Raw genomic sequence first — 21,407 nt, 5'->3', positions numbered from 1 at the left:
ACGCAAACAATCACATTATCGAAAGGGTGGGCCGGTGTTAATTGAGCTAGATTTTACAGATTTGGGTTGGGCTTTGGGGATGGTGGCGATCGCGATCGGGCTTTCGGCGTGGCAGGGATTGGGATTGGAGGGGGCGATCGCGATCGCGGCGGGGCGCACCCTGATCCAGCTAATCTTAGTCGGGTACGTGCTCGCAGTCGTATTTGACCCGGAGGGGAAAAATCCTTGGCTGGTTTTAGCAGTTTTAGCAATCATGCTGACAACAGCTAGCATGGTTGCCAGCAACCGCATCAGCAAAAAAATCAAGAACTTACTGCCCTTAGTTTGGGGTTCAATTTTTATCAGTACGGCCTTGACTCTCGCCTATACAAACTTGCTAATTTTGCAACCTGACCCTTGGTACGAACCGCAATACCTGATTCCCTTAGCGGGTATGATTTTGGGCAATGCCATGAACTCCGGGGCGATCGCCGGCGAAAGACTTGTCAGTACAGTTAATAGCAGCCAGTTAGAAATAGAAACCCATTTAAGTTTAGGTTCGACGCCGCAGCAAGCAGTAAAACAGTACCGCAAAGATGCCATCAAAGCTGGATTAATCCCGCTCTTAAATACAATGACAGTGGTAGGAATAGTAACTTTACCGGGAATGATGACAGGTCAAATGCTGAGCGGTGAGAGTCCTCTTGATGCAGCATCTTACCAGATTTTAATTATGTTTGTGTTAGCGCTAGCAACTGTAATCGCAACTCTGCTGTTGACGGAGGGATTGTCCCGGAAGTTTTTTAATCAAGATGCACAATTGATCAAATGGTAATAGGGAATTGGTGATCGTAGATGTAAATTGATTATGATTACCCTAGGGGCGGGTTCACCAATGTCTCCCATACAAATGATAAATATCATAAACCCGCCCCCCCCGTGACTTTATCGACCACAAGATCCGGTCTGGGCAGGTTTAGGGAATATCGGGCTGATCTTACTCAGCAGATCCAATGATGGGAATTAATCGTTCCTCGATTTCATCAATATAGGCTGTTAAGCCTGTATGAACACCGTTTTTTCGTAGAAGTTCCAGACTCGTCTCTTCCCAGCACTGTTGTTCGCGTTCCACTTTGCCACCTGTTAGCTTTTCGGCAACAACTTTAGGATTTCTAATGCGATCGGGTTCTTTCCATGAGTTAGATCGTAATTTGTGTGACTCATTACAAGGATTAAACGTCAATTGTGTCGTTATATCTTTAAGAATTTGTTCTTCCTCTTGATTAGATGGAATAAACCCATTCAAGACCCAGGCTTCCCGCATTCTGTCGGCTGTACCAATAATAATTTCTAATTTAGGTTGTCGATTGATGTGTGCAGAACGTGCTTGCTCAATACCTTCTCTTCGCTGAGGTTGATTGTCTAAATCCCGGATCAGGAGAACTGCTTTAATCTGTCGTGTTTTTTGAAGAAATCGTACTAAATTCAGAATTTTTATAGCTGCTGCACCATCAGCTTTTAATGCTCCATCTTTACCATGACCTAAATACCTTGGAGGACGGAATCCTAAGCTTTGTTGCAAATTATCTATAATTTGATTAATATCTTGCCAACAGGAATGTTCTGTATTTTCTTGTAAGCCACTCCAACGAAATAAATATTGAAGCTGTCCAGAGTCTAACCAATCAATTTTATCCACTAAAAGGCGATCGGCTAATTTAGTAGCGGTTCGTGCATCTGCGCTACTTTCCACAATCACCACAAACTCAATCATTTATTTCTCCTGCAACCACCCAATCTTCTCCCTCTGCATCCCAGAATTCTCCGGTGGTTAAAGTTTGTTTTGCCCATTCGACATCAGGATGTTCATCCAAGCGTTTGCAACGAGTCACACCTGAATTGTTGTTACTTAATACATGAACTTGAGAAGGAATAAGTTCATCGACAATATAAGGAGAATGAGTCGAAAAAATAATTTGTAGGTTGCTATTTTCTTGAATAATTTCCTTGAAAACAGCGATTAATTCTCGTTGCGCTTTTGGATGGAGTCCCTGTTCAACATCATCTAGTAACACTAAATTAGGTTGATTGGGATTCATCAAAACAGTCAGTAACCCGAGAGCGAGCATTGTGCCTTCGCTAATGGCATGGGCTGGAATACGCTTACCAGTATTCATGTCTAAGATAACTTCTTGCCCGGCAATTTCCTGACTTTCTTCGTAGGAGATAGACTTTCCATCGACTTCGATTAAGCGTTGGCGATTGACCATAACCTTAGCTCGCCTTACCCCTACCTCGCGTACACCTGGTACAATCCGTTTCAACATTTCCTGTAAAGATTGAAATTTATCTGGAGCTTCGTCACGAAGATAGTCTAAGGTAGGTGCTAACCCGGAACCATTGAACTCAACTCGCGGTGTAATTTCATCACTGTAAGCTGCTTTAGCAAGATTACTGGCTACGAGCTTAAGATGAACTGCGTTTCTCAAAGATTGCTGAATTGGCTCTTCCGTAGTCATTAAGGAAGTTTCAGAGATTACGTGCCTATATTTCGGGTTTTTATCGGCCTTCCATGATGCTCTAAAAGTCCACTTATGATTAACGCTTTGTCTCCAGTCATAAGCAGCTTTCCAATCATTTTTATCTCGGTGTTTCCAAAAACCAGTTGCAGTAACAGACATATTACGTTGCCCAATTGTTGTAATAAATTGAGGCGATCTTTCATGCTGAAAAATATTGTCAAATGATGAATTAGCAAGCAGACTGAGATAATGCACTGCTTGCAAAACTGATGTTTTACCCGAACTGTTTTGTCCTACCAGTGCGTGTAGGCGTGAACTATCTAAACTAAGTTCTGTATCTTTATGACTTTTGAAGTTATGAAGTTTGACCTTTTCTAGCATTGGATTGCTAATATTATTTTATACAGTTTGATTGCCGAGCTTGTAGTCTGTGTTAACGAAGTCAGGACTTACTCAAAAAGTGGTTTCACACGCTACTTATAGCGGTAAGGTGCGCGGCCCGGCGCACCCTACGTATAGAGGGCAGTTGGCGATCGCACTCCGGCTCAAGAAACCAGGTTTTTTACCTTGGGTGCGGGCTGCAATGAGGTATTTTGGTTAAAAAACCCGGTTTCTGGCCATCCGTGCGTCGAGGACTAAAACAGCGAACAAGGCCAAGGATAAAAATAGGACGATCGCACTTCAACGCACTTTAACGCGCTACTTCGGTTCGTGACTCCCAATTCGCTGGCCTTCGCTATCGTACACCTGCATCGGGATTTTGGCGTTTTCGGCGATCGCCTCCAAAGCTTTTTGCAATGTTTGAACGTGCTTTTCTACAGCTTGACGAGTCTTAGTAGCATTGTTGTTGTTCGCTTGGATGAAAGTTTGTTGCAGTTTCTGCACGTAACCTGGAGTCATTTGCACCGCAATCAAATCTTTGCTAACAGTATAGTCGCAAATCTTGGGGTTGCCTTTACAAGTTCTATCTAAATCTGTGCGGGCTTTTTGCAGGTTTCTTTCTTCCTGCAACCTTACTTCTGCTTGCTGCAAGGAAGTTTTGTAGGAAGCGATCAGCGGTTGGGCTTTCTGGGAATAGGAAGTTGCCGCCGGCACTTGCTCCGCGTAACTCAAAGCTCTCCGCCAGTATTCAGATGCTTTAAACCAGGCGTTTTTGCCTTCAAAAATTTGAGCTTCCGCTGCTAAAGTCACAGCTTGAGTATACGCATTTTCGGAAATTCCTTCGACATTTTTGCGCTCGCGAGCTTCTGAAAGTTTGGTTTCGTATTTGGGAACTAGCAGTTTAGCTTGTTGGTAAGATGTCGTGCTCGTGGGAATTGTTGATAGGATGTCTAGGGCTTCTTCCCAACCTGATTGCACTTGATCCCAAGTCTCGGCTGTGTGAGCTACTGCTTCGCGAGCTTCTGCTATTTGGGCTGTACTTTTGGCGGCGAGCAGCGTTTTTTCGGCTTGTTTCTCTGTGCTTAACTGCCGATTTCCAGTTGCTAAATTTTTCCGGTATTCTTTTGACTTTTTCTGAGCAAAGGGATAAGCTGGGCTGTCTGGGGGGATTTCTGCGAGTTCGGCGATCGCACTTTGCCACAGAGCTTGCGCTTCCTGGCCGTCCTCGGCAGAATAAGGCGGATTTTGGGTTTTCTGGGCTGCTGACTGTGCGAGGCGCGCTGCATCGATCGCAGAGTTTAAATTCTGATTTTGCTTCCGGTAGTTTTCCAGGGCGCTTTGAGCTTCACCGCGATGAATTGACCAGGAGGGAATCGGTTCCAAAAGGGCGATCGCCTGTTTTAACTGTCGCTGCGATTCTTGGGGGCTGTTGGCAACTTTTGACGTTTTCAGAGTCTTCGTCGAATTCTCGCTCAACTGTTTGGCATCAGCTAATGCAGTACATTCTCCGATGACGCAGGGGCGGCTCAGCATATAATAACCGCCTGCCAAAATTAGCGCCGCCATGCTGACCATTCCTGCTGCAGCCAGCATCGCAAACGGTGAATGCTTGGGTTTTTGGGCAACTGTTACCGCTTCCATATCCAGCGGATTGAAGGGATTGTCGGCAATATCTACCGGTATTGCAGCTACCTTAAAGGCGATCGGCTCGGAATTGCTGGAACTCTCAGACAAATTGGGGAAATATTCTTCATCCCACGCATCTTTCCCATCCGTTTCTAACGGTATCTCCTCCTCTACATCCGCCGTCTGGGCCGCATTTTCTGTTAAGACTATCCCGGTTTCTTCTGGGGGGGGATTCTCGGTTTTTTTGAACAACTGCACTGTTTTGGGTCTTGACAAAACAGGGTTGTGCATGGTAAAAGAATGGAAAGCATAAGGCTGTTTTTGCCCGGTAATTTTTAGGCAAAGTCCAATCTGTTGAATAGATTCTGGTTCTATTTCGAGAATTGCTGCTTCTAGCACCGCAAAAGTCGGTTTGGCTTTGAGAACTAAACTGCGCGGGTGTTCTCCCACAACCGTTAAAGATTCATCTCGAAAATCGCAACTAATATAAAGGGGTAATTTTTTAAATCCGGCTGCTTGCAAGTGCTGCTGCAACTTTACTTCTAGAATTTGTGCGTTGCTTTGTCGCGTTGCTACTGTCATATTTTCTCCTCTGTCCGATCTCACCACTTTCGATTTTAGATTGTGAATTTTAGATTTTAGATTGCAGAACTGTCGGGATTTTTGATGGGTTTGAACTTTGGCACCGATTCATTCCAAATCTTAACTCTTAAAATTCAAGTTGCAACAAAATCTTAACTCTCAAATCTCAGCTTGCAAAGCCTGCCCATAACTTTCGCTGTAATAAACTTGAGTCACGTCAAAACGTCCGCCATATTGTTTGAAAGGTTCTGCTGCATAACCAAGTGGCAGCAAACAGCAAACATCTACTTCTTCGGGAATTTGAAAGGCTTCTTTCACCTTAGCGCTGACAAAACCTTCCATCGGACAACTGTCTACCCCAAAACTTTTAGCTGCAATCATTAAGTGGGCTACTGCGAGCATTGTATGTCTGTTTGTCCAAGCTTCTAGGGAGTCGAAGCAGGGACGGTGCTCGAACAATTGCGGGATTGCTTGGCGCATATAACCGGCTAAATTGTCATTCATTGCGCCTGTGGTTTTGCCCAATTCGATGACGGCTTCGGTGTTTTCGGGCCCGGCGGCGCGTCGATCGCCACAACAGATTAATACTACTGGGGCTTCTACCACTTGGCGCTGATCGAAGGCGCAAGTTTTTAATTTTTCTTTGCTGGCTGGGTCTTGAAGTACGATAAACCGCCAAGGCTGCAAATTGTAACCAGAGGGCGATCGCACTCCCAATCGCAAAATCTCTGCCAATATTGCTGGGGGAATCGGATCGGGTTTGAAGCTGCGGGCGGCGCGGCGGCTTTCGATCGCGGTTTTAACATTAATTGAAGGTTGGATTTCAATTGTCATGGGTAATTGGTAATTGGTAATCGGTAGTTGGGCATTGGCATTGGGCATTGGGGTTGGGGTATTGGGGATTGGGATGGGTAACTTAAAAAAGTTGAATTGTTTTTCTTCCTTCTTCCTTCTTCCCTCTTCCTTCTGCCTTCTTCCTTCGTCATCCCAAGCCCAACTCGCGCTTGAGCAAATTAATTGACTTAGATCCGATGTAATTTTCGGAGCATATCAGTTGCGGGGGACGAATAATATCTTCTCTAGCCGCATTGATGGCAGCTTTTACTGTAGCAAAACTCGGTTGGTCGCAAAAAATTGTTCTGGCCGATCGCACGATCGAGTTAATCTTGTAGGCGTCTGACAGCAATGCCGTCATCACCAGCAAATCCTCTCCCCGGATGCTGTGGATGATGACTTCGGTCGATCGTAGCATTCCCGGACTCAGGCTGACGAGACCCAAATAGCTGTCTTTGGGCAAACTCCCGACTAGCTGGATTTCCTGGCTGTAGTCGTAGATGTCTACGGGAATAACTCGCACAGAACGCGGTGCCGAAATCGATTCTGCTTCTCCGATAAAATATCGACTCGTAATCACAGTTCCCGAAGAGATTTGATCCAAAAAAGTACCTAGCTGTTCCATCGGCACTAACTGTATGGGAATGCGAAGAGCTTGTTCGAGTTCTTTCGCCATCAGTTCACCCACGCCGATGTCTTCTGTGGGGGCTGTGACGACCACTCGGGCGCTGCACCTGAGCCGCCAGTCAATTTCGGCCAAAAGTAATTCCCTCGCTTGGTTGAGCGTACAGCCCTGTCCCAGCAGTTGATCGATACTTCCTTGCACTATTTTATTGGCCAGGGGATATTCTTCGAGGATCGGAGATTTGAGTTTGTTGCCGCCTTCGTTGCCTAGGGCGCGGACGTAAATGCCCGATCCTGCTTGGGCTTCTACGAGTCCGGTATTTTCGAGCTGGCGGTATACTTTGCTGATGGTGTTGCGGTGCAAACCCGTCTGCATGGCTAGCTGTCTGGTGCTGGGCAAGCGGTGTCCGGGCGGAAATTGTCGCGAGGCGATCGCAAACCTGATTTGATTGAATAGTTGGGTGGATGCGGGAATATCGCTATCTGTTTGAATATGAAATTGAACCATTATTAAAGGCTCCCACGACTTCAACTTAGTATTTTTATAACGTTGAGTACCGCGCATAGGATTGCTCGGATATCTCTGTCTATAGCATAATCTTATTTGGCCGATCTGCTGCAGCCGTTCTGCCACAGGACGATCGGCCCGAAGAAGCGATTAATCGCAGCCTCGGGAGTTTCCCTCAACAATCAGGTACTGTCAAGTCTTAGTTTTATTTACTCTCAGATTTTGAGATCGCTTGCTATTTTCCGGCCCGTCAGCAAATAAGTTTGCATTTCCCCTTTACCTTTAATCTCGATCTCGCCACGATCTTCAAATTCATATTTATCCTGCAGCAACTCATAAGTATAGTGGCTGACTTGAATGCGACCTGTTATGCCGTGAGATTCCATGCGGCTGGCTGTATTCACTGCATTTCCCCACAAATCGTAAATGAATTTTTTAGTACCGATTACCCCCGCTACCACCGGCCCGCTATTAATCCCGATGCGGAGGTCAAATTTCGCGTCTAGCTTCACATTTAATTCCTTAATTGCTGCTAGCATATCCAGCCCCATTTCGGCGATCGCCTCTGCGTGGTCTGGACGTTCAATGGGAATACCGCCTGCTACCATGTAAGCGTCCCCGATCGTCTTAATTTTTTCTAACCCGTGCTTCTCACTCAGTTCGTCAAAAGCTGAGAAAATTTCATTCAGCAAGTACACTAATTTAGTTGCAGACATGGTGGTAGAAATTTGGGTAAAATTCACCAAGTCAGCAAAAAGAATTGTTGCTTTTTCAAACTTGTCAGCAATCACCCCCGGTTGGTACTTCAACCTGTCGGCGATCGCTTCGGGCAAAATATTTAGCAGTAACCTTTCAGTTTTTTTCTGTTCTTTCCTGAGTGCAGCTTCCATCTGCCTGCGCTTGGTTATGTCGTGAAAAAACACAGAAATGCCGTCGTGAGAAGGAAAAACCCGGACTTCCACCCACACTTTCAAGGGACGATAATATTGTTCAAAAGCCACACCAACTTGTTTGGCTACAGCTCCATGATACTCTTCATAAAAATCCGAATTCACTAATTCGGGAAACTCTTCCCAAAAATTTTTACCATAAAGTTGTTCCGGGGAGCGCTGCCAAAATTGCCCTGCTTTGTAATTGACGTAAGTAAATCGCCACTGGGTGTCTAAAGCAAAAAAAGCATCGCTCATTCCTTCTAAAAAATTGACAATTTGCTCGTCTGTAGAACGCAGTTTTGCTTCTACTTGTTTGTTCCTGATCTGTGCGCGCTTTAATTTAGTCAGATTTATTCGCAACTCCATGTGGTTAATAATTTGCCGTCCTAAAGTCCGCAGCGCTTCTAGCTGTTGTGGGGTGAGAGTGCGAGGAACTGTATCTATCGCGCACAAAGTGCCTATAGGGAAACCGTCAGCAGTTACTAGCGGGGCTCCAGCATAAAATCGAATATTTGGATCGGAAGTTACTAACGGATTGCCGGCAAAGCGATCGTCTTCTAGAGCATTCGGTACAACTAGCAATTCGTTGGGATTTAAAATAGCGTGGGCGCAAAAAGCTAACTCTCTCGGAGTTTCTGGCGCTTCCAGACCGACTTTTGACTTAAACCACTGTCTGTTAGAATCTATTAAGCTTACTAAAGCAATAGGAGTGCCGCAAATATAGGATGCTAAAGCTGTTAGGTCATCAAAAGCTGCTTCGGCCTCTGTATCTAGAATGTCGTAGCGGTGAAGTGCTTCTAGCCTCTCTTCTTCGTTGCTGGGCAAAGGCGCAGCCTGCATCGGCGGCGGGTATACAGGTTTGCGAATAATGCGCGCAAGTCTCAGTGCTGCGAATTTTTGGACTTGCGTCGCCAGCCTTTCAACTAGCATCAAAAGACCTATTTGCCAAGCTTTATTCATATTTTTTTATCTTTTCTCACACTTGATGGAACTGCGGGCGATCGATCTAATTCGATGAATACTTATGCACTTACTGCAACTAACTCCTCAATCTCCAGAGCTTTTGTTGGCAATTTCGCTGTCAATACTTCTGTGCCCCCTTCGCGGACAAGTATATCATCTTCAATCCTGATTCCCCGCACGTCTGCGAATTTTTCCAACTCGTCCCACTTAACAAAATTTTTATATTTGGCACGATTTTCAGAGTTATTCAAAATTGCCGGAACTTGATAAAATCCCGGTTCGATCGATACCAGCATTCCCGGACGCAAAACTCGATTCAACCGCAAAAATCCCAACCCAAACCGACTGCTTCTTGTTCTTCCTTCTTGATAGCCAGCCAAATCTCCTAAATCTTCCATATCGTGAACATCCAAACCAATTAGATGTCCGATACCGTGCACAAAAAATAGCGCGTGAGCGTCCATCTCTACCAAATCTTCAACATTGCCCCGCAAGATGCCCAAATCAACCAATCCTTCCGCCATAATCCGAGCAGCTAATAGATGAATATCTTGATATTCCACGCCAGGACTAATTCTCTCAATACAAGCATCGTGCGCTGCCAAAACTACATCATAAATCGCTCTTTGAGTCGGAGAAAACTTGCCCGAAACCGGCCAAGTGCGAGTCACATCTGCCGCCCATCCCGTTGATGTTTCCGCGCCGACATCTGCTAACAGCAAATCTCCTGTTTGTAGGGAATTGTGATAATGTTCGCTGTGCAAAACTTCTCCATGTACTGTAACGATACTGGGATAGGCATAGGTCATATTTTTGGAGATGATGACACTTTCCATTGCAGCGCGCACCCCTGCTTCAATTTGAGCATTTCGAGTTGCCGCCATCCCCGCTTTGTGAGCTTCTACAGTAACAGCCGCAGCTTGACGCAATTCGGCCAAACTGCCTGCATCGTGGCTCAGGCGCAGAGATACGATCGCCTGAGTTAATTCTAGGTCGATTCCGGTTGGCGAGTTGGGCCGTGCAAGAGGGCGATCCAGAATTTGAGACTGTTGCAACTGAGTCCAAGAATCCTGAACGGCGATCGTTGCTGCATTTGTCGCTCGCGCTTTCAATTCGGCCATTGGGAAAGCAGCATCAGCCCCCATTAGTTCGGCAATTTCTGCTCTTTTCGGCATTTCTCCGTGCCAAAGCGTGCTGCTAGCAGGTGCCTCATCTAAGAACAATTCTAGTTTCCCCGATTCTAAGCGAATCGCAGCATTTTCTAAGGGCAAACCAGCAAAATATAGAAAGTGACTGCTGGCACGAAAGGGATAAGTAAGTGCCGGATAATTGCGAGGAATGCTGCGGCCAGACCAGAGAATTACCGGAAAATTAATTAAACTGGCCAGTTTTTGCCGCCGTTGCTGTAAAGTATTAGTTAACAAATCATAACCTTGTGTAATTGTCATGGGTAGAAACCGATAAGTTTGAGTTGGGTTTGCAGTCAGCGGGAAGTTTTTGCATTCTCGGCATTAAAGCACTAAAATTCAGACTGCCAAATTGGCAGACATTTTTGAGAAAACTCTCATCTTTATCTGATTTTTTGCTAGCATTTATAGGCTGTCTTTTTTATAGTCTTTGTCGTCATCGCCGGGATGATTTGGTTAAGCAGTAAGCCTGAGCCACAGACAGGAAAAAAAGGCTGAAAGTGCTACTGGGCAAGCAATTAGCAGAAATGTCACAACACCTGCAATTAATCAAATTCCTCGATCGGGTTTTTGTTGATTGGGTGACGTGAGCGATCGCCTATATTGACGGTTTGATCTTTGAGAATTTAAAGTATAAGTAAAATTAACTGAAAAAACATGAAAATTTCTCATAAAGCTCCTCAAACTTCTGTGCAAGTACGCGACTGGCCGATCGCACACTTACCGGGATTGAGCAAGGAAAACCAATCTCAACTAGAAGAGTGCAGCATCACCACAACCGGGCAACTAATTCGCATGACCAAAACCCAGGCGGCGAAAGTGTTGCTAGCCAATCAATTACAGATTAACATTCAATATGTTAATAAATGGGTAGCGATGGCAAATTTGGCTCGAATTCCGAGTGTAGGGTGTGAGTATTGCGGGCTGTTACTTCACGCCGGCGTTGCTTCGCCGGCTCAATTGGCTCAAATGCCCGTGGAGAGATTGCACCAACAAGTTTTAAGGCTGCACGTAGCGACAATGCAGCGCAATGACTTGACTCCTTCAGTCGATCGCGTGCAAAAATGGGTTCAACAAGCTAGATTAGTCAGTAGTCAGTAATCATTAGTCATTAGTCAACAGTCATTATTATGTCAATTCAAGTTTACGGAATCCCGAACTGCGGCACCTGCAAAAAAGCTTTCCAGTGGCTCAAAGATAGCGATGTTAATTACGAGTTTATTAACACAAAAGAACAGCCACCGGCTCGCGCCACAATTCAAAGCTGGGTAGCTGCTTTGGGTTTTCAACCCATGCGAAATACTTCCGGTCAATCTTACCGCGCTTTGGGCGACGACAAGAAAAATTGGACGAGCGAACAGTGGGTGGAGGCTTTTGCTAAGGATGCGATGCTGCTGAAACGTCCTCTTTTCGTTAAAGATGGAACGGCTGTTTTAGTAGGCTTCAAAGAAGACGCAATGAGAGAAAAATTGGGGCTTTCAAAGGGCTGAGTTCAGCCTGTTGTTCGCCGTAAAAACTTAAGTTCGCCCATATCATCCGAGAAACCCCAACGCTCGTAAAACGGCATCATGTTCGGCAAACAATTAAGATAAAAATGCTCGACACCTTGCAGTTCGGGATGAGTTAAAACTGCATCCATCAACTTCGCACCCAGTCCCATCTTTCTGTGTGTCGGCTTGATAATGACATCAAAAATCATTGCTCTGTATACGAAATCGGTGATGACGCGGGTAATGCCAATTAGCCGATCGCTCTCATCGACCAAACCAATGATAACATCAGTAGAAGCCAGCATTTTCACCACACCCTGCCGCGTCCGCTTGTCGCTCCAAAACTCGTTTTTGTACAAATTCATCAAGTCGGAAACCTGGCTTTCGGTCAAAGTTTCGACAATTCGGTAGTTATCCATTTTATCGGTCATACTCTACTTTACCGTAATCTAGTTTAATTGCGCGATCGGCTAAATCAAAATAGCGATCGTCGTGACTAATCACAAAAACCGTTTTCCCCCGCCGCTTCAACTCCGGTAGCAACTGCTTGTAAAAAATATCCCGGAAAAACGGGTCTTGATCCGAAGCCCATTCATCAAACAAATAAATCGGTCTATCTTCCAAATACGCCGTCAGCAAAGCCAGCCGCTTTCGCTGTCCCTGAGACAAAGCCGTAGTTGACAAAACTCCATCTTTCACCTGAACTTTATTTTCCAAATGAAACTCTCGCAAATATTCAGCAGCCTGCTTGTCCAAATCGTGATTAGTCATCCCCAAAAGCCTTTCAAACAGATAGAAATCCGAAAAAATCGCAGAAAAATGCTGCCTGTACCACTCTCGATTTTCCTCAGTAATTGGCTGACCATCGAGGAGAATTTTTCCCGATTCAGGAATGTACAAACCAGTGATTAACTTAGCTAAAGTAGACTTCCCGCTGCCATTCCCGCCAATTATAAACACCAATTGACCGGGCTGAAACTTCAAATTTAGCTCTCCCAAACTAAAATTGCTGTCTTCTTTTTCTCCCGGATAGCTGTGAACTACTCGATTTAACTCCAGCGTCGCCCACTCAGCAGTTTGAATCGGTTTAACCGTTAAACTTATCTCAGCTTGACTCGCCAAAGCCAATCCCATTCTCTCTATCTTTTCCACAGAAGTATTAGCACGAAAAATCGCCGGCAACCTTTGCAAAATATTCTGAAACGGAGACATTAAATAGGTACTTGTCAGAATGTAAGCTGACAAAACAGGTGTAGACACTGGCACAAATTTCGGCAAAGCAAACAGCAGCAAACCCATCAACATAAAAAATAGCAACTGACCCACTCCAATCGCAACTGCACCAGTATTCAAAGCAGTCACGTTATAATGGCGGGAAGCATCAGCACTCACCTGCAATTGTTCCGTAAAAAACTCTTGGCGGCGCAAGGAATGCAGTTTAAGTTCCTTAATTCCATCAGTAATACTGCGAAAATGCTTAAACAATATATCTTGTTCTTCTCTGGCTAAATCGAAGAATTTCCGCATTTTGCTGAGCAACAACTGCACCGTGCCAATCATCAGCACCAAAAAACAAAAGACAACAACAAAAACCGTACCCGAAATCGTGCTTAAATAAGTTAAGCAGCCCACGACAACGGCGATATCAACACAGAGAAAAGGAATCAAAAATATAGTATTAGAAAGCGTTCCCACATCATCAGTCAGAGTTGCCAGCAAGCGGTTAGCGCCCAACTCTTCCAAATTCCGCAAAGGAGTAGACAAAATGCCACGGCTCAAACTCAGCCGCAGATTGTAAACAGCTTCTTGAGAGAGATAAATTAACAAAAATTGGGATACAAAGCCACTCAAAAGAGCCAAGATGGCTAATCCCGCAAAATACCAGACTAAATTACCATTGGAATTGTCGCTGATTGCACGGTTAATTAGGGAAATTAACATAGCGCTGCAACCGCCGCTGATTAAGCCTGTGAGTATGGCGATAGAAACATTTAACCACGAAGCCTTTAACAGTAACCAAATTACATTCATCGTTTACCTCTATAATAATTTTATGTGCTTTCTAGAACAGGCAAGATGCCTGTTCCACAAGAAAATTTACTTGTTGTGGAACAGGCATCTTGCCTGTTCCTAAATAGGTACTTGACAAGGTGGCAACATCTCAAATACAACCAGCTCATAAATATCACTCATTGACATTTCTACTTCCAATGAATCGAATAAAACTGTTGCTGTTTCTCCCTCCTATTCTCGAAAAAACCACTCATTAGATGCAGTTTTAAGATACTGTTGGACTAAAATTTCGTAGGGGCTGACTAATAGATATTCCCGGAATTGAGGAATCTATAGATAAAACCGAAACTTATCTTCTCTATTAACATCCTCGCTATACTTAGAAAGCACTTCTACAATCAACACAGGATTTAGTATTTCATCATTCCGTCCTTCCGTGAAAACTGGCTCTCCTTCAATCACCATCACATCCGGGTAAGTTCCCCGTCGATACCGAGGAATCCACAACCCCAAATCGCTGATAAATACTTTTGCATTCTTCCCCCGCAAAGCAGTATGCAAATAAGCACAGATATTGCCTTTAATCTGGCTGCGATTAATCGTGCTGCCTGCAATTGGTACAATTTCTCGATCGCGGTATTCATTTCTAAACTCAGCAGTTTCCTCTAACTCCCGGTACTCATCTGGAGTATAAAACTTTTCCTTACTTTGTACTAACATTATTGCCTCTGTACTAACTTTTATCTGCGTTAATCTGTCTACATCTGCGGTTAAAAATCATAATTAACAGTATATCACACCAAAAAATAAACGCCCAACTGCAAAGAGTCAGGCGTTTTCCACTATTTCACAAACAGGAAAATTTAATCCTGGCGAGACACCAAATTCGATTCAATTTTCGCACCCGCAACAGGTTGCACATGACTCAATGCCGACTGCAACATGGGAGTTTTGGTAATAGCATCATTAGCCAAGTTAAACAAAGGGTTCGACAAAATTCCCGCCAATGTGGTCGCAACCAAGGTGAGTACAACGCTGACTTGCAAAGGCCGCAGTCCCTGAAGGTTCCAGCGAATTTCGGGATAATTTTTTACCGCGTCTGACATTTCTTGAGGTTCTTTTACTACCATCATCTTGACAACGCGGATGTAGTAGTAAATCGAAACTACGCTGGTAATTAATCCCAGAATAACTAAGCCGTAAAGTCCTGCTTGCCAGCCAGCCCAGAACAGATAGATTTTGCCGAAAAATCCAGCCAGGGGCGGAATTCCACCGAGAGAAAGCAGGCAAATACTTAAGGCTAAAGTTAACAGCGGGTCTTTTTGGTACAAACCCGAGTATTCGCTAATTTGGTCGGTTCCAGTCCGCAGCGAGAACAGGATGATGCAGGCGAAAGCACCCAAGTTCATAAACAGGTAAACCAACAGATAAAATATCATGCTGGAGTAACCGGCTTCTGTTCCTGCAATCAAACCCAGCATTACAAAACCGGCTTGGGCGATCGACGAATAAGCCAAAAGCCGCTTCATGCTAGTCTGGGCGAGGGCCACCACATTCCCCAACACCATGCTGAGAATGGCTAAGGCCGTGAATACGAAGTGCCACTGTTCGGTAAGTGCGGGGAAAGCACTTGTTAACAAGCGGATTGCTAGGGCAAAACCGGCTGCTTTGGAACCGACAGAAAGGAAGGCAACAACGGGTGTAGGAGAACCTTCGTAAACGTCAGGAGTCCATTGGTGGAAGGGAACCGCAGAGATTTTGAAGGCGATTCCGGCGATCGCAAAAACCAAAGCAATCACCAAACCGAGAGATTGACCTTCATCCACAGTAGAAAGGTTAGCCGCGATCGTACTCAGCTTAGTTTCGCCGCCAGACAACCCGTACAACAGCGAAAGCCCGTACAGAAACACCGCCGAAGAAGACGACCCAATTAACAAATATTTCAAAGCAGCTTCATTGGAACGCGGGTCGCGTTTTGTGTAACCCGTCAGCAAATAAGACGAGATACTCAGAGTTTCCAACGAAATAAAAATCATCACCAATTCATCAGCGCCGCTGAGGAACATTCCCCCCAAAGTAGCGGTCAGCAAAATGCCGATAAATTCCGCTAAAGCAGTACCCGTTTGCAGTACATAGCGGACGGATATCAAAATAGTGACAGCCGTACTCAAAGCGATAATTCCGCGAAACACCAAACTCAAGGCATCGCTGTTAAAACCGCCCAGAAACGAGATGGTATCCGTGTTATCCCACTGCAAACACAAGGCAGCGACGGCGGCCAACAAACCCGCAACGGCAACGTAGGGAGTCCAAGCCGAGGAACTGCGGCCTACGATTAAATCGCCGACGAGAACCACCAAGAGGGTGATGATGACAATTCCCTCTGGCAAGATAGTTCCAGCATTTAGCTGGGCAGCAAGAGTAGCAAAATCCATATTTTCAGGCAGGTTGGGTAGTACAAGCCGCAAAGGCTGTAATGGGCTGTGAACTTGTAAAAATTCTTTACCAAACACAGATTGTAGCGGATTACAGCTTCGCGATCCCAGTTGGGCGGGTGTTTGTTGCCGGAGAGTTGATACTCGGTAGCGGTTTTGCATACATTTGCAGGCATTGTAGAGATTGCCGGCTGATGTCACCTAGGACGAGAGTCGCGATCGACCATAACTGCCACAATGTAGAAAGTTACACCTCATCTGTTGCACCATTGTCAATTAGTCTTTTAGGAACAGGCAAGATGCCTGTTCCACAAGAAAATTTATCTTTTGTGGAACGGGCCGGAGAGCCCGTCCTTGAGAATGGTGCAAGATGTGAGTTAAACCCGTAATTCGGCATGACTGACTCGCTAAGCGCCTACAAACAGCAGACTTCCAATGGCTTCAACAACCGCCCCGACTAGGAAAATGAATTTCATAAACAAGCTGCAACTCGGTTAGTAAAATGGGTAAAAGTGCGATCGGGCAAGCTTGTTCTAGATATAGCCACCGCAACAGGTTTAGCAGCGATGGCCGAGGATGCACTTAGGTTGATCGGGTTCAATAAAATATCAGTTGCCTTTTCTACACCAGGAATGCTCTAGCTAGAATGTCTAAACTACTCAATTACATCTGTATATTTATTATTACCTGCTGGCTGCTGTTTGCTTGTCATTCTTCGCAACCTTTAAAAGTAAAACGTCCTCCCCTGAAAGTATCTTTGGTCCCTTTTGTTAGCTATACACCTCTGATCATTGCTCAAGAGAAAGGATTCTTCAAAGCGCAAGGGGTAGACGTGGAACTGAGGTATGTAAACTACTCACAATTCCAAGACGCGGATTTCAGTGCAGGCAAGTATGATGGGATCGGATTGACCTTGGGCGATTTGGTGATATTGAGTGCCACAAATCCTGATATGCAAGCTGTGATGGTTTTGGATGAATCGACAGGTGCAGATGTGGTAGTCGCGCAATCGGAGATTAAAACAATCCCTAATTTGAAAGGAAAAAAGCTCGGTGCAAATCTAGGCAGCTTTAGCGAGGTTTTCGTTACTGAGATGTTGAAAGCCTCTAAACTGACGAGCGATGATGTTAGCCTGGTTAAAGTCGAGCCTTTAGAAGTTCCCAATCGCTTACAAAACAATGCTATCCAAGCCGGGCACACTTGGGAACCGCATCTTTCTGAAGCATTAAAATTAGGGGCGCATATCCTGTTTACAAGCAAACAAACCCCAGGCTTAATTTTAGATTTGGTAGCGTTTCGGGGTGAGGTGATACGCGATCGCCCCGAAGATATTCGCGCCTTTGTGCGAGGCTGGCTTCAAGGCTTGTCCTATTGGGAAGCAAATATTCCCGAAGGAAACGAGCTCGTGAGCAAAGCGTTGAATATGCCAATCAAGACAAGCTCTTTCGAGGGAATAGACCTCACTGACCTTGCAGAAAATCAAAAGTTCTTTCAATCAGACAGCCCTAATTATATCTACAAAACTGCCCAGAAATATGCCGACTTTTTTATTCGCGCTGGCAATGTGACGCGCCTTCCCAATCTAGAAACCTTGTTCAATTCTTCTTTCTTAACCCCCCCCTCCTAGTCTGAAACCATGAAGCGCTCCTTTTTCAACAGCATCTTTATTATTATTACCTGCGGGCTGCTGTTTGCTTGTCATTCTGTGGAATCTCTAAAAGTAAAACGTCCTCCCCTGAAAGTAAGTTTGATCTCTTTTGTTGGCCATAGACCGGGCCTCATTGCTCAAGAGAAAGGATTCTTCAAAGCGCAAGGGGTAGACGTGGAACTCAGCTATGTAGACTACTTACAATTGCAACAAGCGGATTTCAGTGCAGGGAAGTATGATGGAATTGGATTGACCTTGGGCGATTTTATGATCTTGAGTGCCACATATCCTGATATGCAAGCTGTGATGGTTGTGGATGAATCCACAGGTGCAGATGTGGTAGTCGCGCAATCCGACATTAAAACAATCCCTAACTTGAAAGGAAAAAAGCTTGGTGCAAATCTAGGCGGCTTTAGCGAAGTCTTCGTTACTGAGATGTTGAAAATCTCTAAGCTGACGAGCGATGATGTTAGCCTGGTTAAAGTTGATGGTTTAGAAGTTCCCAATCGCTTACAAAACAATGCTATCCAAGCAGGGCACACTTGGGAACCGCATCTTTCTGAATCATTAAAATTAGGGGCACATATCCTATTTACCAGCAAGCAAACCCCAGGCTTAATTTTGGATTTGGTCGCGTTTCGGGGTGAGGCGATACGCGATCGCCCCGAAGATATTCGCGCCTTTGTGCGAGGCTGGCTTCAAGGCTTGTCCTATTGGGAAGCAAATATTCCCGAAGGAAACGAGCTCGTGAGCAAAGCGTTGAATATGCCAATCAAGACAAGCTCTTTCGAGGGAATAGACCTCACTGACCTTGCAGAAAATCAAAAGTTCTTTCAATCAGACAGCCCTAATTATATCTACAAAACTGCCCAGAAATATGCCGACTTTTTTATTCGCGCTGGCAATGTGACGCGCCTTCCCAATCTAGAAACCTTGTTCAATTCTTCTTTCTTAACCCCCCCTCCTAGTCTGAAACCATGAAGCGCTCGTTTTTCAACAGCATTCGTACAAAGTTAATCGTGTCGTTTCTCCTCGTTGCTCTAATTCCGTTGCTGTTGTTAGCATTTATCAACAAGCAGACAACTCAAAAGGCATTGACCGACAACGCACGACAAGCCCTATCTGCGGCGGCTAACCAAACCGCTAACAGAATAGATGGATTTATCGATGCGAATCTCAATGCCGTGCGCGTAGAAGCGATTTTACCAGGTTTGGCTGCCTATCTGGGCCTACCTCCAGAACGGCGAAATGGTAGTCCGCAAGAGATGTTAGCGACTGAAACCTTAACCCGGCTCAGTCGCAAAGATATGCTTAATATTATCTCCTATGCCTTGCTCAACTTAGAGGGACGGAATGTCCTCGATACGAATACACCGGATGTTGGGCGAGATGAATCCGGTCAAGATTACTTCCAAGAACCGCTCAAAACTCAACTATCTTTTGTTTCTAGTATTAGGCAATCGCCGACAATTTCCAACCTCGTGACGCTCTTCTTTAGCAGTCCTGTTCGCGATGCCAAGGGAAATATATTGGGTGTATTGCGGGTGACATACAATGCCACATCTGTCCAGCAGTTGGTGACTCGGGAAACTGAACACGCGGGTGCGAAATCCTTAGCAGTTCTTTTAGATGAACACTATATCCATCTGGCACATAGCACTACACCTGAACTCCTTTTCAAATCGATTGTGCCTTTGTCACCCAATGTTGTAGCGAAACTGCAACGCGAAGGGCGTTTGCCTAAGACTCTAACGAAAGAACTTGCAATCAATTTGCCCGACCTCAAGCAAGCATTAGACACTAAACAGCCTTATCTAACCACACGATTGGCAGCTACGGGTAATAATGAGTTGAGCCTCTTAGCGATCGCCCGCCTGAAATATAAACCTTGGTCAGTTCTTTTCGCACAACCCATTGCCGTTGCCCTAGCACCTGTAGAAAAACAAATACAGGATGCACTTCTTTTATTAGCAATCATCGCCACAATTGTAACTATCATCGCTTTGGCGATCGCACAACTATTAACCAAGCCTGTGATTTACCTCACCGAAGCCGTTGCCCAGTTTACGGCGGGTAACTTAGATATGCGTGTGAAGATGCGATCGGCAGACGAAATCGGTCTGCTGGCACGATCTTTCAACAGCATGGCGAGGCAAATCCAAGAATCCTTTGAAACCCTCGAAGACAAAGTTAAAGAACGAACAGCAGAACTCGCTAATGCTAATCAGGAAATCATTGCCCTCAACGAAAAACTCAAAGTAGACAACCTCCGCTTAGGTGCAGAATTGAATGTCGCGCGTCACATCCAGCAAATGATTTTGCCTAACCCTGAGGAACTGGAAATTGACGGACTAGATATCGCCGGATACATGGAACCCGCTGATGAAGTCGGAGGTGACTACTACGACGTGCTACAGATCGATGGTGTTGTCACACTGGCGATCGGTGATGTCACCGGACACGGCCTCGAAAGCGGCATTCTGATGCTGATGGCGCAAACCTCAGTTCGCACCCTGCAAGAGATTCGTGAACTAGACCCCGTTCGATTCCTGGATGTACTCAACCGTACCCTCTACAAAAACGTACAGCGCATGAACTCTGAGAAAAGTCTGACGCTGGCGATTTTGAGCTACTCCCAAGGAGTCATTAGCATCAGCGGTCAGCATGAAGAAACGCTAGTTGTGCGAAAAAATGGAGATGTTGAGCGCATCGACACGATGGAGTTAGGCTTCCCGATCGCTTTAGATGATGATATCGCAGACTTCATCAGTCACATCCTGATTGAGCTAGAACCTGGAGATGGCGTGGTGCTTTATACTGATGGGATTCCAGAAGCCTATAACATCCGCAAAAAGCAGTATGGACTGAAGCAATTGTGTCAAGTAATTAGTCAAAATTGGCACAAGTCTGCCGCAGGAGTTAAGGATGCGGTGATTGTAGATGTGCGGCAACATATCGGTAAGCAGAAAGTGTTTGATGATATTACGTTGCTAGTCTTTAAGCTGCAGGCTGACGTTACTGAAAAGGGAAATTTAGTTAATAAAATCATTTGCCCCGGAGAAATGCTACAATGAAGAACAAAGTTTGAGTAATACTTTATGAAAGTAAACTACCAAGAAAGAATTGATTTAACAGCAGACGAGTTAAAAATAATTCTGTCCGAGCAGCGAACTCTACCTAATAAACAAAAAATTCAGGCACTTTATTGGTTAAAAACTGGAGCTAGTCAAAGCCTTACAGATGTAGCTGAACGTTTAGGTGTACATAGAATTACTGTACATAGATGGTTAAAACAATATATTGCTGGGGGTCTGTCAGAACTGTTAGAAATACGGCAAGCAACTGGTAGACCCCGAGTAATTCCTTCAGCCGTAATAGCCGGAATATCAGAAAAATTAAGTGAAGAGTTCTGTGATTTTAAGACTTATAAAGAAATTGGTCAATGGGTAGAAGAGAACTATCAAATCTCAGTCAAATATCAAACATTACACAAGCAAGTACACTATCGCATGAAAGCCAACTTAAAGGAACCAAAGCCTGTGAGTAACGAAAAAGCTCAGGAGGCAGCCATTGAGTTTAACAAAAATTCAAAAACCTTGCTCAAAAACGATTAAAAAAAAAAGATTACAGCTTTTGGAGTAAAAGTTATAGGTAAATAAAAATGGCATTTCAAAGCTTATTAT

General features: G+C 44.9%; 18 protein-coding genes. 7 read left to right on the top strand and 11 right to left on the bottom strand.

Annotated features, from left to right (window positions below; genetic code table 11):
• Positions 1-34 precede the first annotated feature (34 nt).
• The gene (locus QUA47_RS00605; protein ID WP_333429300.1) at positions 35-814 is read left to right on the top strand and encodes an ABC transporter permease; all 780 of its coding nucleotides are present in this window, start codon (positions 35-37) and stop codon (positions 812-814) included.
• A 162-nt stretch (positions 815-976) separates the two neighbouring features.
• On the opposite strand, the gene QUA47_RS00600 is transcribed toward QUA47_RS00605, so the two are convergent.
• The 7 genes from QUA47_RS00600 to QUA47_RS00570 form a co-directional block, all read right to left on the bottom strand.
• Positions 977-1,753 (bottom strand): hypothetical protein, encoded by a 777-nt coding sequence (locus QUA47_RS00600; protein ID WP_333429299.1) that lies wholly within the window; start codon positions 1,751-1,753, stop codon positions 977-979.
• Positions 1,746-2,882 carry an AAA family ATPase gene (locus tag QUA47_RS00595; RefSeq protein WP_333429298.1) on the bottom strand — a complete coding sequence of 379 codons (1,137 nt, stop codon included), beginning with the start codon at positions 2,880-2,882 and terminating at the stop codon, positions 1,746-1,748. Before QUA47_RS00595 ends, QUA47_RS00600 begins: the two co-directional genes overlap by 8 nt.
• A 318-nt stretch (positions 2,883-3,200) precedes the next feature.
• On the bottom strand, positions 3,201-5,090 hold the full coding sequence (locus QUA47_RS00590) for a hypothetical protein (RefSeq protein ID WP_333429297.1): 1,890 nt from the start codon (positions 5,088-5,090) through the stop codon (positions 3,201-3,203).
• Between the two features lie 159 nt (positions 5,091-5,249).
• The gene (locus QUA47_RS00585; protein WP_333429296.1) at positions 5,250-5,972 is read right to left on the bottom strand and encodes a nitroreductase family protein; all 723 of its coding nucleotides are present in this window, start codon (positions 5,970-5,972) and stop codon (positions 5,250-5,252) included.
• A 100-nt stretch (positions 5,973-6,072) separates the two neighbouring features.
• Positions 6,073-7,056, bottom strand: coding sequence for a GntR family transcriptional regulator (locus QUA47_RS00580; RefSeq protein WP_190659127.1), 984 nt, complete (start codon positions 7,054-7,056; stop codon positions 6,073-6,075).
• 215 nt (positions 7,057-7,271) lie between these two features.
• Positions 7,272-8,828 carry an adenylate/guanylate cyclase domain-containing protein gene (locus tag QUA47_RS00575; RefSeq protein WP_445302471.1) on the bottom strand — a complete coding sequence of 519 codons (1,557 nt, stop codon included), beginning with the start codon at positions 8,826-8,828 and terminating at the stop codon, positions 7,272-7,274.
• Positions 8,829-9,010: 182 nt separating this feature from the next.
• Positions 9,011-10,399, bottom strand: a complete 1,389-nt coding sequence (locus QUA47_RS00570; protein ID WP_333429294.1) for an aminopeptidase P family protein — start codon at positions 10,397-10,399, stop codon at positions 9,011-9,013.
• Between the two features lie 396 nt (positions 10,400-10,795).
• On the opposite strand from QUA47_RS00570, the gene QUA47_RS00565 reads away from it, so the two are divergent.
• A complete protein-coding gene (locus tag QUA47_RS00565; protein WP_333286182.1) occupies positions 10,796-11,239 on the top strand; it encodes a DUF4332 domain-containing protein in 444 nt (147 codons plus the stop codon).
• Between the two features lie 29 nt (positions 11,240-11,268).
• On the top strand, positions 11,269-11,628 hold the full coding sequence (locus tag QUA47_RS00560) for a Spx/MgsR family RNA polymerase-binding regulatory protein (protein WP_333429293.1): 360 nt from the start codon (positions 11,269-11,271) through the stop codon (positions 11,626-11,628).
• A 2-nt stretch (positions 11,629-11,630) separates the two neighbouring features.
• On the opposite strand, the gene QUA47_RS00555 is transcribed toward QUA47_RS00560, so the two are convergent.
• The 4 genes from QUA47_RS00555 to QUA47_RS00540 form a co-directional block, all read right to left on the bottom strand.
• Entirely contained in the window at positions 11,631-12,059 is a 429-nt protein-coding gene (locus QUA47_RS00555; protein ID WP_333429292.1) for a GNAT family N-acetyltransferase, read from the bottom strand.
• Positions 12,049-13,659 (bottom strand): cyclic peptide export ABC transporter, encoded by a 1,611-nt coding sequence (locus QUA47_RS00550; protein ID WP_333429291.1) that lies wholly within the window; start codon positions 13,657-13,659, stop codon positions 12,049-12,051. Before QUA47_RS00550 ends, QUA47_RS00555 begins: the two co-directional genes overlap by 11 nt.
• Positions 13,660-13,971: 312 nt before the next feature.
• On the bottom strand, positions 13,972-14,361 hold the full coding sequence (locus QUA47_RS00545) for a Uma2 family endonuclease (protein ID WP_333429290.1): 390 nt from the start codon (positions 14,359-14,361) through the stop codon (positions 13,972-13,974).
• Positions 14,362-14,504: 143 nt separating this feature from the next.
• Positions 14,505-16,076: an NAD(P)H-quinone oxidoreductase subunit N gene (locus tag QUA47_RS00540; protein ID WP_333429335.1), complete on the bottom strand. Its 1,572-nt coding sequence runs from the start codon at positions 16,074-16,076 to the stop codon at positions 14,505-14,507.
• Positions 16,077-16,722: 646 nt separating this feature from the next.
• Here QUA47_RS00540 and QUA47_RS00535 point away from each other — a divergent pair.
• From QUA47_RS00535 to QUA47_RS00520, 4 genes are read left to right on the top strand one after another with little or no spacing between them, the layout of a single operon-like run.
• Complete coding sequence (locus QUA47_RS00535; protein ID WP_333429289.1) at positions 16,723-17,703, top strand: ABC transporter substrate-binding protein; 981 nt, start codon at positions 16,723-16,725, stop codon at positions 17,701-17,703.
• A 9-nt stretch (positions 17,704-17,712) separates the two neighbouring features.
• Complete coding sequence (locus QUA47_RS00530; RefSeq protein WP_333429288.1) at positions 17,713-18,705, top strand: ABC transporter substrate-binding protein; 993 nt, start codon at positions 17,713-17,715, stop codon at positions 18,703-18,705.
• Complete coding sequence (locus tag QUA47_RS00525) at positions 18,702-20,798, top strand: SpoIIE family protein phosphatase (RefSeq protein ID WP_333429287.1); 2,097 nt, start codon at positions 18,702-18,704, stop codon at positions 20,796-20,798. The genes QUA47_RS00530 and QUA47_RS00525 overlap by 4 nt, the downstream gene beginning before the upstream one ends.
• A gap of 24 nt (positions 20,799-20,822) precedes the next feature.
• Positions 20,823-21,338: a helix-turn-helix domain-containing protein gene (locus QUA47_RS00520; protein ID WP_333429286.1), complete on the top strand. Its 516-nt coding sequence runs from the start codon at positions 20,823-20,825 to the stop codon at positions 21,336-21,338.
• The last annotated feature ends 69 nt before the right edge of the window (positions 21,339-21,407 follow it).

The organism is Microcoleus sp. MON2_D5 (assembly GCF_036701905.1).
Taxonomy (GTDB): domain Bacteria; phylum Cyanobacteriota; class Cyanobacteriia; order Cyanobacteriales; family Microcoleaceae; genus Microcoleus.
Note: the sequence above shows the minus strand (reverse complement) of the source record. Positions and strands in the feature narration are given on the sequence as shown.